Below are 18,317 nucleotides of genomic sequence, written 5' to 3'. Positions count from 1 at the left end.
CCACGCGCCACGTCAGTGGCCTGCAGGCAGGTTGGGGATAAGAAGCAAGACCCCGGAATGGGGCCTTGCGGGGGTGGATCAGAAGGAAGCCGCGAGTGCGGGTTCCTCGGCCTCGGGTGCCGGCACGGGTTCGTCCTGAACGGACTCGGCGGTCGGCGCCTCGACGGTGCCATCGGCGGTATCCGCATCCTCGGTCGCCGCAGCGTCCTCGGAAACGGGCGCCGGTGCGGCGGCCGGAAAGACCTGCTGGCCATCGATCTTGATCAGGCCGATGTGGATCAGCTTGGATTCCAGGCTCGCCGCCGGTTCGCCGGCACGCTCGCCCTTGGTGCGGAGGTACGCATCGGCCTTCATGTCGTTGAGACGGAAGGCGATCAGCACCTTGCGCTCGGCCTCGATGGCCTGTACGCAGCGGCGCACCAGATGCTGGGCGTCCGCAGTGGCGACGATGGTGTTGATGTACCGGTAATCCGGCTCATCGACCGGGCCGGCCAGCGCCCCGATGGAGCACGACAGGAACGGATCGCCATCCTTCGGCGTAACCTCGCGCGGACGGTTGAGATAACCGATACCCCGGGTGATCAGCTCGTACTGCTCGATCTGCGCCAGTTCGGCACGATCGATCAGTTCGGCTTTCAACAGTCGGCCCTTGAGACTGGCCGCCGGCTGATTCTTGCGGTCGCCGCTGGTGCGCATGAAGGCATCGCCCCAGAGATCGCCGATCCGGAACTTGACCAGCGGACGCTGCCTCGGGTCATCGACGCCGATGTAACTCTCGACCAATTTCTTGGCGTCGGCACCGGAGACTTTGACGTCGAAGTAGCGGGTGACGGGGTCTTTGGCGGACCCGACGAGTGCGGCGACAGTGCAAGCCAGGAACGGCTGCGCACGGCGGCCACCACGGACAGGAACCTCCCGGACACGCTGCAAGCGGGCGTAGCCCTCGGTGTGAAGATCGAAGTAGCTCTTCGCGTTGGAAGTCGTATTGGTCATGGTGAATCTCCAATGGGAATGAAGCGGAGACACACCGGACCCGACTGCGCGGGGGGTGCGTAACCCCGCGGTGGGTTGATAAGGCGAATGGACTAGGAAGGTGCATCCACCACCGGCAAGCCGATGGTCGTTCGCACGGAGGGATGCGTTGCGAACTGGCTCGGTCACGCGGCGGGTGCCGCGCCGCAACCTCGAAGACCGATGGTTGCCTGGCATGTCGCTGACAACGTCAGCAAGCATGGGGCAAGCCTCACACCGCGCGGCTTCGCACACCATCGGGAATGAGTACTGTCGCCTGACCGCATTCAATCGCCGCAATAGCAGCCGATGGTCTCTTCGGCAGGGTCGGACAGGTCGTCCTGGCGTTCGGTAAAACAGGCCAGCTAAGTGCGCACTCGCGGCGGAACCGGGGGGCTGAGGCAGGTTCAGTGTTCTGCCGACACGGTCATGAGATATTTCCCAGCAGATAGGCACAGCCCCGGAAGCTGGCGCGAGGCCAGTTTCCGGGGCAAGTGCCGTGGTGGATGAATGCTCCGACAAGGCGGTGCGGAAAGGACGAAATGCCGCCGACGGACTCAGCCGCTTCGCGCAGTCATGCGGATACCGCCCGCGGCTTGCGCCGTGCGGGCTTCTGCACGGTGCTGACGCGAATCTGGCGCCAACTGCCATCGTCGATCAGGCGTTCCAACGTGTTGCCGAGGTCATCGAAGAACACCTCATCCACGCGCTCCACCAGCTCACCGTCGCGGTGCAGTTCCACCGCATAGAGATCGTCGCCTCGTTCGTACAGCACGGTGACGCGCCCCTGGAACTTCGCCGTGACCACGTTGAAACTGATGGCCGGCGGCGTGGCGATGATGTCCTTGGGCAGTGGATCGACCCAAGTGAAGTCGCACGCGCCAGCATCGACCAACAGGTGCGTGATGCGCCGGTAGCCGTCGGGCGCCGGCAGCGTTTCCAACTGCTCGATGAGTTGCTGCAGTTCCAGGCAGCGCGGCTGCGGGACCGGCAGTTTCGCCGGAGCCGAACCGAGCACGAACGTCTGCAGCTTGTAGGGCTGGCCGTCGTGGGTGTACTCGGTGCGTTCCTCGGGGGTATCCGCTCGCAAGCCGTCGAAGCGGCGTCTGGCATAAGGCTCGACCTGTACCTTGGCACCTTCGTCGGGTTCCTCGGTCACGCGCGACCGGTCGAGCACCATGAACTGGGTGCGTCCGGTCTTGACGACAATGGCCTCGTCTGTGCTCGCGATGACCTTGCCTTCAAAAGGCTTGGGATCGATATGGAAGCCCATCGTCGATACCTTGGGCTCACCGTCGAAGATGACGAACTTGAAGCCGCGGGCATTGGACGGCACATGGCCGGAAACCAGCGTCGGGAGTTGTTGACGAATGAGTTGATGGTCCATGGGAAATCTCCAGAAAAAAGGGACTTCCCGGCCACAGGGGGCGGGTTGTCCCAAGTGGGTGGATTGGATGGACGCGGTGCGTCCAGAAGAGGATGAAAGCCAGCACGCGATCGGCATGCCGCGGTCTCGATGGCCTTGACCGCCTGGGATGTTGCCGGCTACGCCAGCGAACATGGCAGCAGGATGGCAGAGCCTGGCCGGCCCGGCCTGCGATAAACCGAACCGGCCTGCACCGCATTCCCGAGGCAGAAAAAAGCCCCTCATCGGAGGGGCTCGGGGGGACATGACTGGTCAGGTGTCCACAGAGGGGGTGTCGTCCTCTTCCTCGAAGACGGTCAGACCGTCCAGCTCGTTGGCATCAGCATCGAATACCAGCACCCTGACGTCAGCCTGTCCGGCCAGCGCCAGTACGTCGGCCAGATCCTCGGGCATGCCCTTGGACAGGTGCTCCCGGCGCAGTTGCTCGGCGGTGATGCCTTCGACGTGCATCAGGTTCTCATCCGTCCAGGGTGTGGCGATCAGCTTGACGCCGATGGCTGGGCTGTACGGGATGCGAAAGGCGACGAACAGGAACCCGCTCGGTGTGGCGATATCCGCCAGTTCGCACAGGTAGCGGCCCGATGCTTCGGTGATGTGGGCCGTGCTGATCTCCCAGGCACGGCTGTAGAAGCCCGTCTCGAACTGCAGATTGCGCACCACCGCTTGGGCATATTCCAGTGTGTAGCTGTCGCCCACATGGATGAAGCCTCTATCGAGGGTTCGGCCATAGATGCTGTGGTACACGGCCTGCACGGCGCCGCTGCCGCCGCACAAGGCATCGAGTTCGGCGGGCACCGTTTGGCCTTCGGTGATCAGCACGAAATCATCGTTGAAGATGCACGCTTGGTACGCCACCTTTTCATCGGGTAGATGAGCCTGCGATGGATGCAGCGGCAGAAAGGTTTGCGGGTGGCGCTCGTCGTAGCTGATGACGGCAAGGCGCCGAATCTCGAAACCGTAGTAGCCGCGGGCGAAAGGATTGGATGAATGGTCCATGGTTTGATTCTCCGGTGAGGGGTGACGCAGGGCCAACCCCCACCGGGGATCGACCCAGTGGGAAAGGAAGTGGTGCCGGCAGGCGGCACCGGTATGGATCAAGCGTCGTATCGCGGCCTGTCAGCTCAACAGCTCGGACAGGCGGTGTTGCAATTGCCGGCGCTGCGTTTCGTCGGTGATGCCGGCGAGCAGGCGTTGTGTTTCCCGGGCGAACAGATTGGCAGCAGCCTCCAGGTTCTGAATCAGAAGGGCTTGCCGGATACGGTTGCCGAGATCGAGCACCTGACCGGAGGCACCGAAGACCGAGAACTCGCGGCTGATGAAAGAACCGTCACCGCCGAAGTTGAAGAGGCGTGGTTTGCTGCAATACCAGCAACCCTCGAAGCGAATCTCCTTGAGGCCGTGACCATCGTCGAGTCGCGTGGCGATCAGGAACAGCGCGTCGAGATCCGAGTCATCCTCGAAACGATGGTGTTCGATCAGGTGCTGCAGATCTTCGTCCTGGTCGGTGCCGAAATGCCTGGAAAGCACGGCCAGAACGTCGTCCATCGTGGGAGGGCCCTCGCTGGGCACGGACAGCCCCAGCGACTGGGCCAGTGCAACGAGGTCTTCGCAGACATCGTCCCAATGCGCGCCGCTGTCTTCGGCAATCTGGGCGATGTAGACCTCGCCGTTGCCGGGGTATGAGGCATCCAGCTTCAAACCGCCGAACAGCGCGGTAATCACCGGGGTGACTTGGTCGAGAACGAGGACGCCGGTGGCGTCGTAGTAGTTGTTTGCCATGGGGGTGGCTCCTGGTTGGTGATGCGGAGCCAGCCCCTGCGGACATGGCATCCGCGGGGATGAACCCGAAACCGTGGCTTCGGGCAATGGTGGGAAAAGCGCTATTCGCCGAAGTCGGTGGGGTCGCCCAGAGACTTCAGCAGTTCGATCAGGCCGCAGTTGGCCAGGACGTAGAGCGCGTTGTAGTCGTCGCCCGTCGGTGCCTGCTCGCTGGTGTTGATCCGGGCATCCAGATCGAGGACGTTCTGCCGCACCCGGCGGGCGATCGCCAGCGGTTCGGGTGCGTCATCCAGGACGGGCTCGCCCAGTGCGGCAAGCACAACCCGTGGTGACAGCGCGTCCGGCAAGGACTCGAACACCGTGGGGGTGTTGCTGCGGCACAGGGCTTCGGCTTCGGAGTTGCCGATGTCGAAGCAGACGATTTCGTCGTCGGCCGCGCCTTCGGTGTCGTAGTCCACTACCGCGAATGGCGGCAGCGGGAGATGATCGGGCCAGTCCTGCACGACGATGGCCTGCACCAGGCCTCCTTCGAGGACGACGGCAAAGGATGGATTTCGGGACATGGGTCGCTCCTGTGGGAAGAATGGAGGGACACCGCCCCGAAGGGACGGATGTCCCTCGCTGGGGGTTGAGAAAATGGCGGTGGTCGGTCGTTCGGACCTACCAGCCGCTGTAGTTGAGTACCAGATCGGCGATCACCTGACGCCGCTCCAGATCCAGGCCACCGAGGTCGGAAAGCCCCTCGAAGCCGCAGCGCTTGAGCATCGCGGCGCCCTCGCGCGAGTTGTAGAAGCTCACCATCGCGGACAGGAACATGCGCTGTCCGCCGCTCAAAACGCCCAGGGCGTCGTTGAGTTCCAGCAGGTTCGGACGCAAGTCCCACTTGCTGGCGGCACGGCGCAGGCCTTCGCGGGTGCCATCGCCAAACCACTCGGGCCCGGCGATTTCCGCACCGCGTTTCCAAGCCTCGAAAAAGGCCTCGGGCGCACGCTCGAAATGGCGCGTTTCACGCATGATCTGATCGACGACGTCGGTTGGTAGAAGCTGATTCATGACGGTCTCCTCATGGATGGGGATCAAGGGGTGGGCAGCTGGGTCCAGCCGCCTCGGTCGAGGGCTCGCTGGGCTGCCGCCGAACTGCGGAAGTACTCGGCCGACTCGCGGGAGACGGGGCCTTCGATGTCGCGCGTACCGATGTAGTGGCCGGCGGCGCTGTGAAGCACTTCGAGGGGTAGGTGTTTGCCTGCGTAGATCAGGGCCAAGTGGCCGAACGAGCTTTGCTGGAACATGGACGGACTCCTTTAAGAAGCGAGGCGGCCCTGCCCCTGACGGGATGGCAGCTCCCGCTGGCGGTGGATGAATCGGCATCGGCACCATGAAGGCGCGCGTCCGCGGACTCGATGCGATGGCGGACTGGTGTGGGTCGCACGGGAGGGAAATCCCGCGGCAGCCTGAAACCCTGGCTGCTGGCATGGTGCTGACCAGGTCAGCGACACATGCAGGCAGATTCAGCCAGCGCCGCGCCGGCGTCATGCGCAAATGGGAATCCGAGGCGTCCCGATTGATGGACGAAAAAAACCCCGCAATCGCGGGGCTGTGGAGGCTCGGGAAGCCTTGGGGATCAGGACGATTCGCCGCCCAGGACATGCTGCTTCCACAAGGCGAAAGCCTCGTCTGGTGGCAGCTCGGCCAGAATGACGATGGGTGTTTCCTGCCGTGCGCGCAGCGCCGCGAAGTACCCGGCGCGGTCGGCGATGGCCTTGAGCTTGATGCCTTTCAGGAACAGCAGCTTGCCGTCCCTGATGAACAGCACCTTGTTGGCGATGTCGCGGGTGTAGGCGGTGCGCAGCTTGCGCTCGGCATGCTGTGCTTCAGCCAGATGATCGACCAGGTAGTCGAGCGTGATGTCGATGACCAGCGGGTCGTCGTCCTCGCCGGAGATGCCACCTTTCAGCATGTCGGGGGGCAGGCTCCTGGCGAAGGCTTCGGCCTCGGCCAGCCGTGCAGCCTGACCGCCGAGTGCGCGGATGAAGGTGGAACCGCCGTGCCCGTCGTTGCGGGCATCGGCAATGGCAACGCCATCGAACAGGACGGTGGCAGTGAAGCACAGCGTCTCTTCGCTGGCGAAATCCGCGACCTTGAGGTGTTTCAGGGTGATGCGGTCTTGCGTGATGATGGTTTCCATGGACATTCCTTGAGATCAGTCGGGAAACGCCACGCCCCTGCGGGACGAAGCGCTCATCCCGTAGGTTGGAGAAAGAGGCATCGATGCCCGCATGGGCAGCGTTCGCCCGAGCGATGCGACGGCGAACTGGCGGGTGGCATGGAGCAAGCTCCACGGCAGCCTGAAACCCTGGCTGCTGGCGAAGCCGACAATGTCGGCAACAGCGGATGCCAGCATCGGTTCTGGTACTGTCCGCGTCATCCGGAAACGGGAAATCAGCACAGCCGGATTCGCCCGCACCCGGTAGCGAGAACCGGTTTTTCGTCGGCCCACAAGAAGAAAAAACGCCCCCGAAATCGGGGGCGTGGAGAGATGGCACCGATCAGGCAGTGACCGCCTGCAATTTGCCGGTGTCATCGAAGACCAGGCGCACGGTGGCGCCGGCCAGCTTGGGTTGCACGCCATGGCGCAGCGCGTACGGCAGCAGCGCCTGGACCACGCGATCGGCTGATGACGAGCAGCCTACGGCGATGAAGGTTTCGATCAGGAGTGCGTCCTCGTCTTCACGATCCTCACCGTAGCGATCGTCGAACACATAGTCGCAGACCAGCCCGGTTCTGGCCCCCGCCGAGGGGGTCAGGTAGAGCGTGTATCCCTTGCGCACGGCCTCCACTGCGTACTCCACCGTCCCGAGATGGCCCTCCAGCCCGACATGCAGGGTATCGACCAATTCCAGCTCCACCTCGTAGTCGGCAAGTCCGGGATTGACCTCTCGATGCAAGGTGGTGCCGGTTCTGATGCGCACCTGCTCAGGGCTGACGACCTTGATCAGACGCTTGAGCCAGTGGCCGTCATCCAGACCGGGCTCGTCGAGTACATACGCTTTGGCCGCTTCCAGGTAGATCTCGGCGGTCGGCGCGGTTTCGTCGTCGGGCTCGATCTGCCAGACACCAAGCACTTCCAGGGCCTGTTGGGCGATCACGCCATTTCCGCCCAGATAACGCCGCCAGTATTGACGATAGCCGGCCGGCTCTTCGTCCCAGTCCCGGAACCAGGACAGAGGAACGAAGGGCACGTCGTTGAGCAGATCGGCGTTCGACGAGTTGAGGCAGACATGCGCGTAGTGCGTGACGAAGTCGCTGGCGGCAAGCGCCTGCTTCTTCTCGATCAGTGCCTCGCGGTAGGCCTGATCGACCGCAGCCTGGATACGTGGATGATCTTCCGTCTCGTTCAGCAGGTGCTGCCGATCCGGGAGCTTCGCCAGCGTGTTGTCAGGCAGCAGGACGACCTGGCGTTCCTGGCTCGTGGGCAGCCTGTCGATAGGTCGTCCGCCGATGGGCAGTCCCTGAAGAAAGCAGCGCCACTGCGTGCGCGTACCGGACAGATTGATCAAGACCTTGCCCATGGACGTCTCGCGCCAGTGCAGATCGGGCTTCGCCAACGGGCGTGGCACTTCAGCGCCGTTGAGCCAGACCGGCACCGGAAAGGCTTCGCACAGACGCTGGAGCTCGTGCTCCACCCAGGTGGGCAGATCCTGCCCGGCCTGCACCGGCTTGACGCCTTCGAGGTGGATGGCGGTGCCCTCCAGATGGGAGCCTGCGATGTCTTCCTCGATCGGCTCGCCGGCAATGATCTCGGCGGTTCGCGCGCTGAACAGTTTGTCGCGCGAATGCACCGTCAGAGTCTTGGCGAAGTACAAGGTCGAGAGCACACCGAGGCCGAAGGCGTTCTCGCGCGCCTTGAGTTGCTTGTCCCAGCCGGATTCGGCGATGAAGATCAAGGTCTGCAGGTCGCTAATGCCGATGCCATCGTCGGTGATGGTCAGGCTGTCCTGGTTCACCGTGATGTGGATCGCGCTGGCCTGGGCGCGGCGGGCGTTCTGTAACAGTTCGCCCAGCATCGAGCCCTGGTTGAACGCATGGCGCAGATTGGCGATGAGGCTGTGCTGGTTGGTCTTGAGACGAAGGGTTCTCATGAGATGACTCCTTGGATAATGGTTTGCACCGGACAGGCACAGCGCTGCCCGGTGCGACGGGGCACTGAACAGGCGGATGCCGGTGGGAAGGGGAATGGGCCGGTCGGCCCGAGGGAGAAGCAGCATCGACGCCCGGAATGGGCGCGTGTCCGCGGCACGATGCGATGCGGACAAGGACGGTCGGCGCGGAGGGTCCGCGACGCAGCCTGCACGACCCTGGCTGCTGGCAACGGCTGACGAATCAGCGATGCAGGCCCGACAATGCGCCTGCCGTTGCGTGGTGTCGCTGATCAATGCGCAGTCGTGCGCCCCGCGTTGTCCAGAGTCTGCAGCAGGCGCCGGCCCAGCCAGGCCATGCACGGCACCGCCATCGAATTGCCAATCGCCTTGTAGCGCGGCGCCTCGGCGGCCGGCTTGTGGTTGAGGATTCGTTCGGGTGTCTCCTGTTCGTGTGACCGAGGCAGAATTGCCGGGTCGTCATGGCGGATGCGCAGGAGAAAACACGCCGAAGGCTGGCCGCCTTCGGCTTGGAGGAGGAAACCACCCGTGTACTGGTTCAGGTTGCGGTCGTCGGTGGAACCGTTCGCTGTCTCAGCATTCACCCGGCCCTTGTCGTGGTTGGGGCCGGCATCGTCTGGCGCACATCCGCGCACAAAGGGAGCCCGTTCTTTTCACCGGTGGGCGCCGGTGTCGAATACCGCCAACCCTGAAGGGTCTCCTGATGCCTCGACCCCCATGGCAGGCAAGGCATCAGGAGACCCTTCGCAGCGGGCGGGACTGTTACTGATCGAGGGAATACGCGGTGCGTGATTCGAGGAAAAAAGGCCTTCTCGCCCCTCGCAAGGGGCGCGCACACCGCAACAGAAGGTATCGCGTGCTGGGAGCCTCGCAGGGCTGCGGGGCGGTGGTCACGTTGCCGGGGGTGGTCAACGCGACGACGGGTTCTCTGTCTTTCAGGAGGCCTTCGGGCCACCGCGGCGCTTGCGCGGCGCGGCACGCTTGCCCGATTCGATGGGCAGCGTTCCCTTGCAGTCGGGGTATTTCGCGCAGGACCAGAATGGACCGCTCTTGCCGCTGCGCTGGCGCGTGGCACCGCCACACTGCGGGCATGCTGGCCCCTCGGGAATCTTGATGGACAGCGAGGTGCCACGGTACTGCGCAATCAACTGCGTGACCCAGGCCGCCTGCTTGTCGATGAAGGTATCGAGCGCGAGCTGTCCGGTTTCGATCATGTCGAGCGCCTGTTCCCACACCGCGGTTGTGCCGGGATCGGCGATCGCGGCGGGCACGGTGTCGATGAGCGTGAAGGCGGCATCCGAGGCGCGGATGGCCCGTCCTTTCTTGATCAGGTAGCCACGGTTCAGCAGGCCGCCGATGATATTGGCGCGGGTCGCTTCGGTGCCGATGCCCACGGAATCTTTCAGCTTCTGTTTCAGGCGTGGGTCTGACACCAGTTTGGCGACGCTTTTCATCGCCTTGACCAACTCACCTTGGGTGTACGGGCGCGGCGGCAGCGTCTTGAGCGCCTTCAGATCGACCCCAGCCACCTGGCACGCCAGCCCTTGGTGTAGCGCTGGCAGCACCTGGCTGCGGGGTGCGGCGTCATCGCCGGCATCGTCGGGTTGCGGCTCGGCCAGTACCAGGCGCCAACCCGGCACGACTACGTGCTTGCCCACGGCCTGCAATGTCTGGTCGCCGCAAGAGAACCTTGCTGTCGTGCGGTCGAACTCGTGCGGCGGAAGAAATTGCGCCAGGTAGTGGGCGCGGATCAGGCGGTAGACGGCCAGTTCCTTCTCGCTCATCGCCGACAGGTTGGCGGGTTCGAGCGTGGGGATGATGCCGTGGTGGGCCGATACCTTGGCGTCGTTCCAGGCGCGCGAGTGCTGGGTGCGGTCGAGCTGGTCGATGATCGGGCGCAGGCTCGGATCGGTCTTGAGCAGACTGTCGAGCACCGTGGGCGCTTCGGCATGCATGCTTTCGGGAAGATAGCCGGAGTCGCTACGTGGATAGGTGGTGGCCTTGTGCGTCTCGTACAGGGATTGGGCGATCTCTAGCGTCTCCTGGACATCGAGGCCGAACTGCTTGGAACACACTTCCTGCAAGGTGCCGAGATCAAACGGCAATGGCGCGCCTTCGCGCATGCGTTCGGTCTCGACCGATACCATCTGAGCAGCGCCAGCGGCGCGGATGCGCTGCACCGCCTGCTGCGCAACAGGCTCCTGCAGGCAACGGCCTGCATCGTCGGTACTGGCCGATGGCGGCAGCCACTGCGCGGTGAATGTCTGGCCTGTGCAGGACAGCGCCACTTCGATGGACCAGAACGGGACGGAGACGAAGGCCGCGATTTCACGATCGCGATCGACCACCAGTCTGAGCGTGGGGGTCTGCACGCGTCCGACCGACAGCACGCCGTCATAGCCGGCCCGGCGCCCCAGGAGGGTGAACAGGCGGCTCAGGTTCATCCCCACCAGCCAGTCCGCTCTGGAGCGCGCCAGCGCCGAGTGATACATGGGCAGCGTGTCGCCCGAAGGCTTCAGCTTGCCGAGCGCGGCATGGATCGAGGCGTCGTTCAGTGCTGACAACCACAGCCGTTGAATGGGGCCGCGATAGCCACAGAGATCGATGATCTCGCGCGCAATCAGTTCGCCTTCGCGATCGGCGTCGGTGGCGATGACCAGTCCGGTCGCCTTGCTCAGAAGGTCTTTGACGACCTTGAATTGCGCTGCGGTCTTGGGTTTGACCTCAACCCGCCAGTGCTGGGGAATAATGGGAAGTTGCTCGATCGTCCAGCGCTTGAGCTGTTCGTCATAGGCTTCCGGCGGCGCGGCTTCGACAAGGTGGCCAATGCACCACGTCACGACAACGCCGGGGCCGTTGAGGCAACCATTGCCGCGCTGCCTTGCGCCCAACAGGCGCCCGATGTCCTTGCCTTGCGAAGGTTTTTCGCAGAGAAATAGCCGCATGCCTGTCCATCCAAATCACATTGCCGATGTATCTGGGCAGCAGCATGTCTGGATGTTGCGAACCTCACCGCAAACAAGAGGAATGTGCAGGCACCCGCTTTGATCACGGAAACGGCGGCATATCCGACCGGGGGCGTTGGGCGTGCGAAGTGTTGATGTGTACTGGAGCTTCTTGCGCTGGGCGCGCGAAAACGCGGTGGATGTTGGTGGAACCTCGCTTCCCGAAGACAGGAAGACGGAGCGAGCCTCGGTAGGCTCGCCCCTGGAGATGCGCCTACTCCGACGGTGGCGGCTGCTCCGCTGATGTCGGCTTCGGGCTGAGCGTGACCGACTCGATCCGGTACGGCAGGATGCCGACGCTGCGCGCATTGATCTGCCAGGTCTCGCGCGGCTTCTCATCCTTGTCCTCCCAGGGTTCGCGCTCCATGCGGCCGATGACCAGAACGCGCATGCCTTTCTGGTACAGATCCTTCCAGTGCTCGGCATCGCGGTGCCAGATTTCGACCGGCGCCCAGAAGCCACCACGGTCCTCGAAGGTGCCGTCCTTCTTGGGCACCGGGTTGTCGAAATAGACGTTCAGGCGCAGCAGGCGACTGGGTTCGTCGTTGCCATTCGGGAACTCGCGGTACTCGGGCGGCGAGCCGATGTTGCCTTCTCCAGAAAAATGCGTGCTCATGTTGTGATCTCCGTGGTGGTTGAAATGCCCGTGCCAAGCCGGCCCCGGGCGCGTGCTGGGATGCCTGGCGCAATCACCGATCGTGCATTGCGGCGGGAATGGATTTGAGCCGGCGCAGATAAGCGTCCTCGGCCTGGGCCATCTTGCCGGCGCAGTCCTGGGCCTGCCGGCCGAGGGTATGCAGCAGACTGATCTGCATGTTCAACGCGATGCGCTGCTGTTCCAGCGCGAGCAGATCCTCCAGCAGATTCACCGGCGTGGCCGTGGAGGCCATGACCTCCTGCCAGAGGGCGACGCCCATCGCCGAGCGGTCGTGCTTGCGCCAGCGCAGAAAGGTCGTGCCTGCGCCGGTACGCTGCTGGGCCAGTTCAATGGACAGCAGACGGAAGGGATAGCCTCGCGCCTGCGCCAGCACGCGCCGCTGCGCCAGGTCAATCAACTCATCCCTGAGCGCGTGACACCGGTTGACCCAGTCTTCGAGATCCCCTTTACCCTTAAAAGCCCTTAAAAGGCCTTTTAGATAGCCCGCCTGTTCCAACTGGATGAAGTCCGCCTGTTCCAGGGGCTGGAAGTGCCGGCGTTGGTTCGGTTCGCGTACTGTCATGCTGACTCACCCTCGTCGGATGAGGCTGCTTCGGCGGGGTCTGCCGCAGCATCCGGCTCGCTGGCTGGTTCGGTTTCGGGGGCGGTGCGCTGCTGCAGGCCACGGCGTGCGATCGGCGGCGCGAAGCGGCTGCGCCGGGTACCTTCGAGCACGTCCTGGGGCAATTCACCGTACTTTTCCAGCGCCGCCCGTGCTGCGGCATTCTTCGCCGCGAAGTCGTCGCGCGTGGTGCCGGAATACCGGTACTGCTGCGCCAGCGAGAACAGGCTGCGCAATGAGTGCGCGCCGTCGTTGAGCCAGCGTTCGAGTGTCGAGCGATCGATCAGCGCGGTGTGGTGGGCCAGGATCAGACGTCGGGCAAGATCGTCGTAGTCCGCCAGCAGATACACCGCCATGAAGCCCAACTGCGAGGACACGAACAGCGGCAGCTTGACCGGCTGGACGTTGAGGTTCTCGCCCAGGCTCAACGCAGGCGGCACGCCGGCCAGTGCCTGGTCTACTTGCTGACGCAGGGTCTGGAGCTGTTCCTTGGTGGTGGATAGCTTGTCCTCGATGCGCAGCATCCACCAGTCCGAATAGGGGTCGTCCTGTTCGGCACCGCGCTTGAGCTTGTTCATGATGGAGACAAAGCCGTTGAGGCCGATGATGCCGGGCCTGCCTTCGGCCGGGGCGCGGCCATGCCAGATGCGGGACGCATGGTGGGTGTGCAGGGTCAGGGACATCGCGCTGCGCAGCGATCCCAGGTTCAACTGAAGGGATTCGGTGGCATTGTTCTCTTGGGCCATGGTGACGACTCTCGGTGATGAATGAGTCGTCAGCATCCGGGTTGGCCGGAAGGCCGTCAGTCATCAAACCGAACCCGCCGCTTGCCTGATTTGTCGGAGCGGCCAGCCGCGCGCATCGTTCGGAAGCACCGTTGCGATGCCGCACCGGAAGGCTGCGTGTTGCGCTATACCCGGGGTATAGGCGTCCATGGCGCTCAGTGGATGCTGCCGGGGGAGCACGGTGTGGATCAGGGCCGCTGCGGGCGGAAGGCGGTGTGTTCCGCTATACCCGGGGTATAGGCGACGGTGGAACACCTTGGACATTGCAGAGCAGCTTCCGGGCTGATGACTCTCGACGCCGTGCCGGCTCGCGGGCGTGTCAGGTCGAGCGCAACAGTTCCTGCAGGCGCGCCAGATGAGCTTTCGCGACTTCCGCATCAGCAGGTGTGGCGGGCGGCGGATCGGGCTCTGGTGTCCTGTTGACTGGCGCCGCAGGCGCCTTCTGTGCAGCCCAGGTGCGAAATTCTCCCCGTAAGGCTTTCTGAATGATGCCGAACAGGTAGCCGGTGGGATTGCGGATCGTCGTGGAGGCGCAACGTGCATCCCATTCGTCCAGCAGGGCTTGCCGCAGATCGTGATCCACTGACTGCATCGCGGCCAGCGCGCCGTTCTGCTGCTCCGCCTTCAGCGCCAGGAAGCGCCTGGGCAACTGCAGTTGCTGACGTTCTTCTTGCGCGCGCGGTACTGTACGTACTTCTTTAATACTTTCTTTTATACGTACTGTACGGTCCGACTTCGGATTCCGAAGTGCGCCGTTTTCCGGGCTTTTCCGGCCTGCTTCGGAATCCGAAGAGAGGTTCGCCAGATTCCGAAGACGGTCGTCGGAGCCGTCTTCGGAATCGTGTTCGCCGCCGCCCTGTGGATAACTCGATGTGCCGTTCCAGCCCTGCGCTGACAGCCGCTGTGACAGAATCTCCAGGCGACTCGGCAGCACTCGGCCGCTGAGCATGGGGTCTTGCGTCAACTCCTGCAGGGTGGTCGCGCCCACGCGCTGGACGGATTTGCTGGCATGCGTCAGTGCCTGGCTGACCAACTCCAGATAATCGGCATCGAGCTGGATGGCTTCGTAAGGGGTGAGCGGTTCGTCGTGCAGGACGTAGAGGTTGCCCTGAATGCGCCCGCTTCTGGGATCACGCCGGCGCCGCACCAGGCTGATCCAGCGCGTCAGTCGCAGCACGGTCAGCGCTCGGGCCACCGTCTCGTGCGATGCCCTCTCGGCACAAGGCATGGAGGCCAGCCAAGGCGCAAGCTGGTCGTAGGTGGGCATGGCGGTGATGCCGTCGTCCGCCAGCATCAGGCGGAACACCTGCCAGCCGTTGCGTTCAAGCGGTGTCAGGCGCCGGTCCAGCAGCAATGCACGCGGCACGCTGTCGTGTCGATTGCCACTATAGAGAAAGCCGTCGGTCGGTGGTGAGACTGCAGATGGGGCCGGCGGCGGCTGTTGAGGTGCCAGTTGGCCGAGCGCCTGCTCGAACAGCTCGCCCAGCCGGACGGGGCCGCGCGTAGGGTGTGGCCCATCCGTCATCAGGTCAGCCCTTCATCGATCCATCCGCGCAAGGCATTCCAGATCACGGACAGAGGCAGCCCAGTGGCCTCGGCGAGATCCGCCGCGACGCCCAGCATTCCCATGTCGTCGTTGCTGTCGACTTCCTGCTCCTTCACTGTCGAGGACCAGCGCTTCCACAGGTCGGTGTCCTGTTCCTCGGTCAATACCGGATGCCGCCCCTTGCGTTTCGGCAGGCCGATGACACTGCGACGCAAGGCGATCTCCTGGTGGGTCAAGCCGAAGAATTTGCTGATCAGCTCCGTGCTGGCGCCCAGGCGCAGTAGCCGATCGATCTTCACCACCTCCTCGGTGACGTCTTCTACCTGGTGCAGCAGACGACGCAGCACATCGCGGTTGACGACTACCGAGCACCACGACACGTTGGCGTTGGCCAGCACGCTGGCCATCGCGGGATGCTTGAGGGCATCCAGATCCTTGTCGTCGAACCCCATCGACTTGGCCCGGCGCAACTGGCCGTTGCGTAGATCATGAAGTGCCTGGGCGATCACTGCCTGGTTAAGTGGGTGAGGTCCGGACATGGCTACGCCTCTCATGATCCGGTGATGGCATGGTCGCCATCGGCGATGCCGGACTCGATGTCCCTCAAGCGACGGGCAAGCCGCAGCAGGCGGAACAGTTTCACCAGGGCGTTGTCGCTGAGCCTGTGTGGCAAGCCTTGCTGCGCTCCGGTGACTGCCGGGGTACCTTGTAGAAGCGCTCCCAGCATTTCGGTGAGAATCGAAAGATCGATGCTCGTGACCGACTGATCGGTCGCCAAGTAAGGCGTGCTCAGGGCATGCAGCAGTGCCAGCGTCGCCTGGGCGTGCCGATCGGGTGTTGGCTCGGCCTCGGGCTGCCGGCATCGAAAACCGATGCCTTCCTGGCACGCCTCGACCAGGTCTTGCAGAGCGGCTTCGCCGGCAATCTCGCGGGCGAACTGCGCGATATGCGTGCGCAGGCGATCGGGGTCGTCCAGCGCGGGTTCGATGTACCAGACGTCGGTAATCGGATAGAGACTTCCTGCCTGAATCGGGATCGACTGCAAGACGTTGCGCTCGAAATCCGGCAACGTCTCGCCGGTGTGATCCGCGACCAGGCGCTGGATGGATTGCAGCCGCTCGGTTGTGCCGGCTGGCGATACGATGTGCTCCTGCAACAGGGTGGCACGCTGCGCATCGTCGGATTCCTCCGGACCCGGTGCGGGCGGCGCGGCTGTCGGCGCCGAAGGCGTCGTCGATGTCTGCTCCGGTGGCGGGGGCGAGGATGGCTGCCCGGTCGACGCTGTCGATGGCGACGACAGGGATGGTGCTGGCGCGGGAGGTGATTCGGGTTCGCCGGCAGGCTCGCTGCTGAGGACCTGCCAGCGCCGATCCGAGTCGGTAATCTCGAAGAGCAGCGTGTCGTATTCCATGTCGAGCAGATCGGCCATCTGGCCGACCAGTTCGTCCTGGACGCGCTGAACGCTGAAGCCGCCCGCCGCACTGTCGAACAGTGCCAACACGTCCTGGAACAACGTGGGGAAATCGAGGTGGGAGTGGGCCTGGCGATTGCGGGCCGACCAGACTCTGTCGGCGGCGCGCCGCAGGCTGGTCAGTTGCTCGACCTGGTGCCGCCCCAGGCCGGCGTAAAGCACGGTCGGGATGGCGGGCAGCAGATATTGGATGGCCTCTTGCATCCGGCTGATGTGGGGTTGCGGCACGGGATAGCCGTCCGCCTTGAGGCGGCGTGCCAGCTCGGATTGGGACAAGGGTTTGCCGGTTTCCTCTTCATACAGTTCCCGGGCTTTCTGCACGCCCAATGCGCGCTCGATGAACGACAGGCCGCCGTGCAGCTCGTTTTCCGCGAGATGGCCCGTCAAGGAAACTATTTCTCCGCGTTCTGGCCATGGCCGGAACTGGCAGGCAATGCGGAAGAAGCGCTCGTCCCGTGTCTCGCTCCAGAGTTCGCGCAGGATCGCCAGACGCGTATTGCCGCCGTTGCGGATGATGTAGTGATCCGCGCCTGGACGCCGCGTGATGGGCGGGGGAGCGTCGAGTCCGCGTTCGCGAATCGACGCCTTGATGTCGTCGTAAAGCGGGTTGCGGGTGAGGCGCGGATCAAGCTCATACGGCCGCAGTTCATCGAGCGTCACGACCATCGGCGTATCCTCAATCGGATCGCTCAAGCTGCTCGCGACGGGGCCGCTGCGCGTGAAGCCATCGCTCAGGAGCTTGTTTGCAACGTCCTGGGGGGAGATGTCAGGCATGGCCATCTCCTTCCTGCGTAGGAAGCTCCGAGGGTTCGAGCCCACGCTGGGCTCGCCGCAGCATGGCGCGGGCGTTGAGCCCCGCTCGGTGGTCGCTGGCGGTGGCGCTGGTGAAGATCGGTGGCAGGCCCGGCCGGGTGAACTTGAGATGTCCACCTGGGGTACGAACGACCTCCCATCCTTCGCTCAGGGCATACTCGATCAGCGGCAGCAACCGCTTGTGGCCGCGGGCCAGTTCATGGGCGTTCGACATGGGCGAACCTCCCTCCGGCCTTGCCGGTGACCGCTGCGAACCGTTCCTGCCACTGAGGGCATAGCTCATTTGCCAGGCCGCGCACGATCTCCAACGCGGCCAATGCCTGACGGCCCGAAGGCCGTCGATGCTCGACGCGATGAACAGGCAGGCCTCGGGTGGCTGCGCGCGGAAAAGCTTCGATCGCAGGAATTTCAGTGGCCAGTACCTGGATGCTGGCCTGCTCCTGGAAGATCAGGCGTAGCGTCTGCTGGATCAGGCGCGCGTTGGACGAGACGGCGGGGACGCGGTTTATCAGCAACTGCAGTGCGGGCGGTTCAATGCCCAGCTTTCGGTACGGCGTGATGTCCTCGACCAATTGCAGGGTTCCACGCCGCAGTTCGCGTGCAGCCAGGATTTCCGGTGTGACGGGCGACACGGCCTGCTGGGACGCCAGCAGTGCCATTTCCAGCAATACGCTGCGCGCGCCCTGGGTGTCTATGACCACCAGATCGTAGTGCGGCTGGAAGTTTGGCATCAGGTTGCGCAACCGCAGGCGTCCATCTGGGGCGTGCAGCAGCAAGGTATTGAGCTGCCGGTGCTCGTCGTTGGACAGCACCAGATCCAGGTTGTCGATGACGGTGCGCGACACCAGGTTCGCCAGGTCGCGTTCGTTGAAGGCCAGAAGCTCGTAGATGCCGCCCGGTGCGCGATGCTTCAGCTCGTAGTAGGACGACAGGGTTGGCTGCATGTCCAGGTCGAGCAGCAGCACGCGCAGACCTGCGTCGGCGATGAATGCGCCGAGGTTGGCCGCGACGGTGGTCTTGCCCACGCCGCCTTTGGTCGAAATGATGGATACGACCTGCATAGGG

21 protein-coding genes are annotated in these 18,317 nt (G+C 63.9%); 1 reads left to right on the top strand and 20 read right to left on the bottom strand.

What is annotated here, in order from left to right; genetic code table 11:
- Nucleotides 1-78: 78 nt before the first annotated feature.
- From C7H09_RS13470 to C7H09_RS13400, 15 genes are all read right to left on the bottom strand, one after another.
- Nucleotides 79-993 (bottom strand): DUF3577 domain-containing protein, encoded by a 915-nt coding sequence (locus tag C7H09_RS13470; protein WP_033947817.1) that lies wholly within the window; start codon nucleotides 991-993, stop codon nucleotides 79-81.
- A 592-nt stretch (nucleotides 994-1,585) separates the two neighbouring features.
- On the bottom strand, nucleotides 1,586-2,398 hold the full coding sequence (locus C7H09_RS13465; RefSeq protein ID WP_003296462.1) for a hypothetical protein: 813 nt from the start codon (nucleotides 2,396-2,398) through the stop codon (nucleotides 1,586-1,588).
- A 291-nt stretch (nucleotides 2,399-2,689) separates the two neighbouring features.
- Entirely contained in the window at nucleotides 2,690-3,433 is a 744-nt protein-coding gene (locus C7H09_RS13460) for a DUF5983 family protein (RefSeq protein ID WP_058167137.1), read from the bottom strand.
- A 120-nt stretch (nucleotides 3,434-3,553) separates the two neighbouring features.
- Entirely contained in the window at nucleotides 3,554-4,216 is a 663-nt protein-coding gene (locus C7H09_RS13455; RefSeq protein WP_058167138.1) for a hypothetical protein, read from the bottom strand.
- 101 nt (nucleotides 4,217-4,317) lie between these two features.
- Nucleotides 4,318-4,779, bottom strand: coding sequence for a hypothetical protein (locus C7H09_RS13450; protein ID WP_058167139.1), 462 nt, complete (start codon nucleotides 4,777-4,779; stop codon nucleotides 4,318-4,320).
- 97 nt (nucleotides 4,780-4,876) lie between these two features.
- Nucleotides 4,877-5,269, bottom strand: coding sequence for a hypothetical protein (locus tag C7H09_RS13445; RefSeq protein ID WP_003296459.1), 393 nt, complete (start codon nucleotides 5,267-5,269; stop codon nucleotides 4,877-4,879).
- A 23-nt stretch (nucleotides 5,270-5,292) separates the two neighbouring features.
- Nucleotides 5,293-5,505: a hypothetical protein gene (locus C7H09_RS13440; RefSeq protein ID WP_106763498.1), complete on the bottom strand. Its 213-nt coding sequence runs from the start codon at nucleotides 5,503-5,505 to the stop codon at nucleotides 5,293-5,295.
- A gap of 332 nt (nucleotides 5,506-5,837) precedes the next feature.
- The gene (locus C7H09_RS13435) at nucleotides 5,838-6,401 is read right to left on the bottom strand and encodes a hypothetical protein (protein WP_106763496.1); all 564 of its coding nucleotides are present in this window, start codon (nucleotides 6,399-6,401) and stop codon (nucleotides 5,838-5,840) included.
- A gap of 15 nt (nucleotides 6,402-6,416) precedes the next feature.
- Nucleotides 6,417-6,713 (bottom strand): hypothetical protein, encoded by a 297-nt coding sequence (locus C7H09_RS19785; protein WP_133166237.1) that lies wholly within the window; start codon nucleotides 6,711-6,713, stop codon nucleotides 6,417-6,419.
- A gap of 49 nt (nucleotides 6,714-6,762) precedes the next feature.
- Entirely contained in the window at nucleotides 6,763-8,355 is a 1,593-nt protein-coding gene (locus tag C7H09_RS13425) for an ATP-binding protein (protein ID WP_106763493.1), read from the bottom strand.
- 290 nt (nucleotides 8,356-8,645) lie between these two features.
- Nucleotides 8,646-8,957 (bottom strand): hypothetical protein, encoded by a 312-nt coding sequence (locus C7H09_RS20300; RefSeq protein ID WP_003296454.1) that lies wholly within the window; start codon nucleotides 8,955-8,957, stop codon nucleotides 8,646-8,648.
- Between the two features lie 351 nt (nucleotides 8,958-9,308).
- Nucleotides 9,309-11,318 (bottom strand): DNA topoisomerase III, encoded by a 2,010-nt coding sequence (locus C7H09_RS13415; protein WP_106763491.1) that lies wholly within the window; start codon nucleotides 11,316-11,318, stop codon nucleotides 9,309-9,311.
- A gap of 274 nt (nucleotides 11,319-11,592) precedes the next feature.
- Nucleotides 11,593-11,994, bottom strand: coding sequence for a single-stranded DNA-binding protein (locus C7H09_RS13410; RefSeq protein ID WP_003296452.1), 402 nt, complete (start codon nucleotides 11,992-11,994; stop codon nucleotides 11,593-11,595).
- Between the two features lie 73 nt (nucleotides 11,995-12,067).
- Nucleotides 12,068-12,598: a DUF3158 family protein gene (locus C7H09_RS13405; RefSeq protein ID WP_015879464.1), complete on the bottom strand. Its 531-nt coding sequence runs from the start codon at nucleotides 12,596-12,598 to the stop codon at nucleotides 12,068-12,070.
- Nucleotides 12,595-13,383 carry a PFL_4669 family integrating conjugative element protein gene (locus tag C7H09_RS13400; RefSeq protein WP_003296450.1) on the bottom strand — a complete coding sequence of 263 codons (789 nt, stop codon included), beginning with the start codon at nucleotides 13,381-13,383 and terminating at the stop codon, nucleotides 12,595-12,597. Before C7H09_RS13400 ends, C7H09_RS13405 begins: the two co-directional genes overlap by 4 nt.
- Before the next feature lie 21 nt (nucleotides 13,384-13,404).
- Here C7H09_RS13400 and C7H09_RS19780 point away from each other — a divergent pair, with 21 nt between their 5' ends.
- A complete protein-coding gene (locus C7H09_RS19780) occupies nucleotides 13,405-13,662 on the top strand; it encodes a hypothetical protein (protein ID WP_041609531.1) in 258 nt (85 codons plus the stop codon).
- 79 nt (nucleotides 13,663-13,741) lie between these two features.
- Here C7H09_RS19780 and C7H09_RS13390 read toward each other — a convergent pair whose 3' ends face one another.
- Genes C7H09_RS13390 through C7H09_RS13370 form a run of 5 tightly spaced genes read right to left on the bottom strand, consistent with a single transcriptional unit; the run spans nucleotide 13,742 to nucleotide 18,313 of the window.
- Nucleotides 13,742-14,947 (bottom strand): STY4528 family pathogenicity island replication protein, encoded by a 1,206-nt coding sequence (locus C7H09_RS13390; RefSeq protein WP_106763487.1) that lies wholly within the window; start codon nucleotides 14,945-14,947, stop codon nucleotides 13,742-13,744.
- Nucleotides 14,947-15,507, bottom strand: coding sequence for a DUF2857 domain-containing protein (locus tag C7H09_RS13385; RefSeq protein ID WP_003296448.1), 561 nt, complete (start codon nucleotides 15,505-15,507; stop codon nucleotides 14,947-14,949). Before C7H09_RS13385 ends, C7H09_RS13390 begins: the two co-directional genes overlap by 1 nt.
- 11 nt (nucleotides 15,508-15,518) lie before the next feature.
- Nucleotides 15,519-17,213 carry a ParB family protein gene (locus tag C7H09_RS13380; protein ID WP_106763754.1) on the bottom strand — a complete coding sequence of 565 codons (1,695 nt, stop codon included), beginning with the start codon at nucleotides 17,211-17,213 and terminating at the stop codon, nucleotides 15,519-15,521.
- Complete coding sequence (locus C7H09_RS13375; RefSeq protein ID WP_003296446.1) at nucleotides 17,206-17,466, bottom strand: type II toxin-antitoxin system HicA family toxin; 261 nt, start codon at nucleotides 17,464-17,466, stop codon at nucleotides 17,206-17,208. The genes C7H09_RS13380 and C7H09_RS13375 overlap by 8 nt, the downstream gene beginning before the upstream one ends.
- Nucleotides 17,450-18,313, bottom strand: coding sequence for a ParA family protein (locus C7H09_RS13370; protein ID WP_106763485.1), 864 nt, complete (start codon nucleotides 18,311-18,313; stop codon nucleotides 17,450-17,452). The genes C7H09_RS13375 and C7H09_RS13370 overlap by 17 nt, the downstream gene beginning before the upstream one ends.
- Nucleotides 18,314-18,317 lie beyond the last annotated feature (4 nt).

This window comes from Marinobacter fuscus, from assembly GCF_003007675.1.
GTDB classification, from domain to species: Bacteria; Pseudomonadota; Gammaproteobacteria; order Pseudomonadales; family Oleiphilaceae; genus Marinobacter; species Marinobacter fuscus.
Note: the sequence above shows the minus strand (reverse complement) of the source record. Positions and strands in the feature narration are given on the sequence as shown.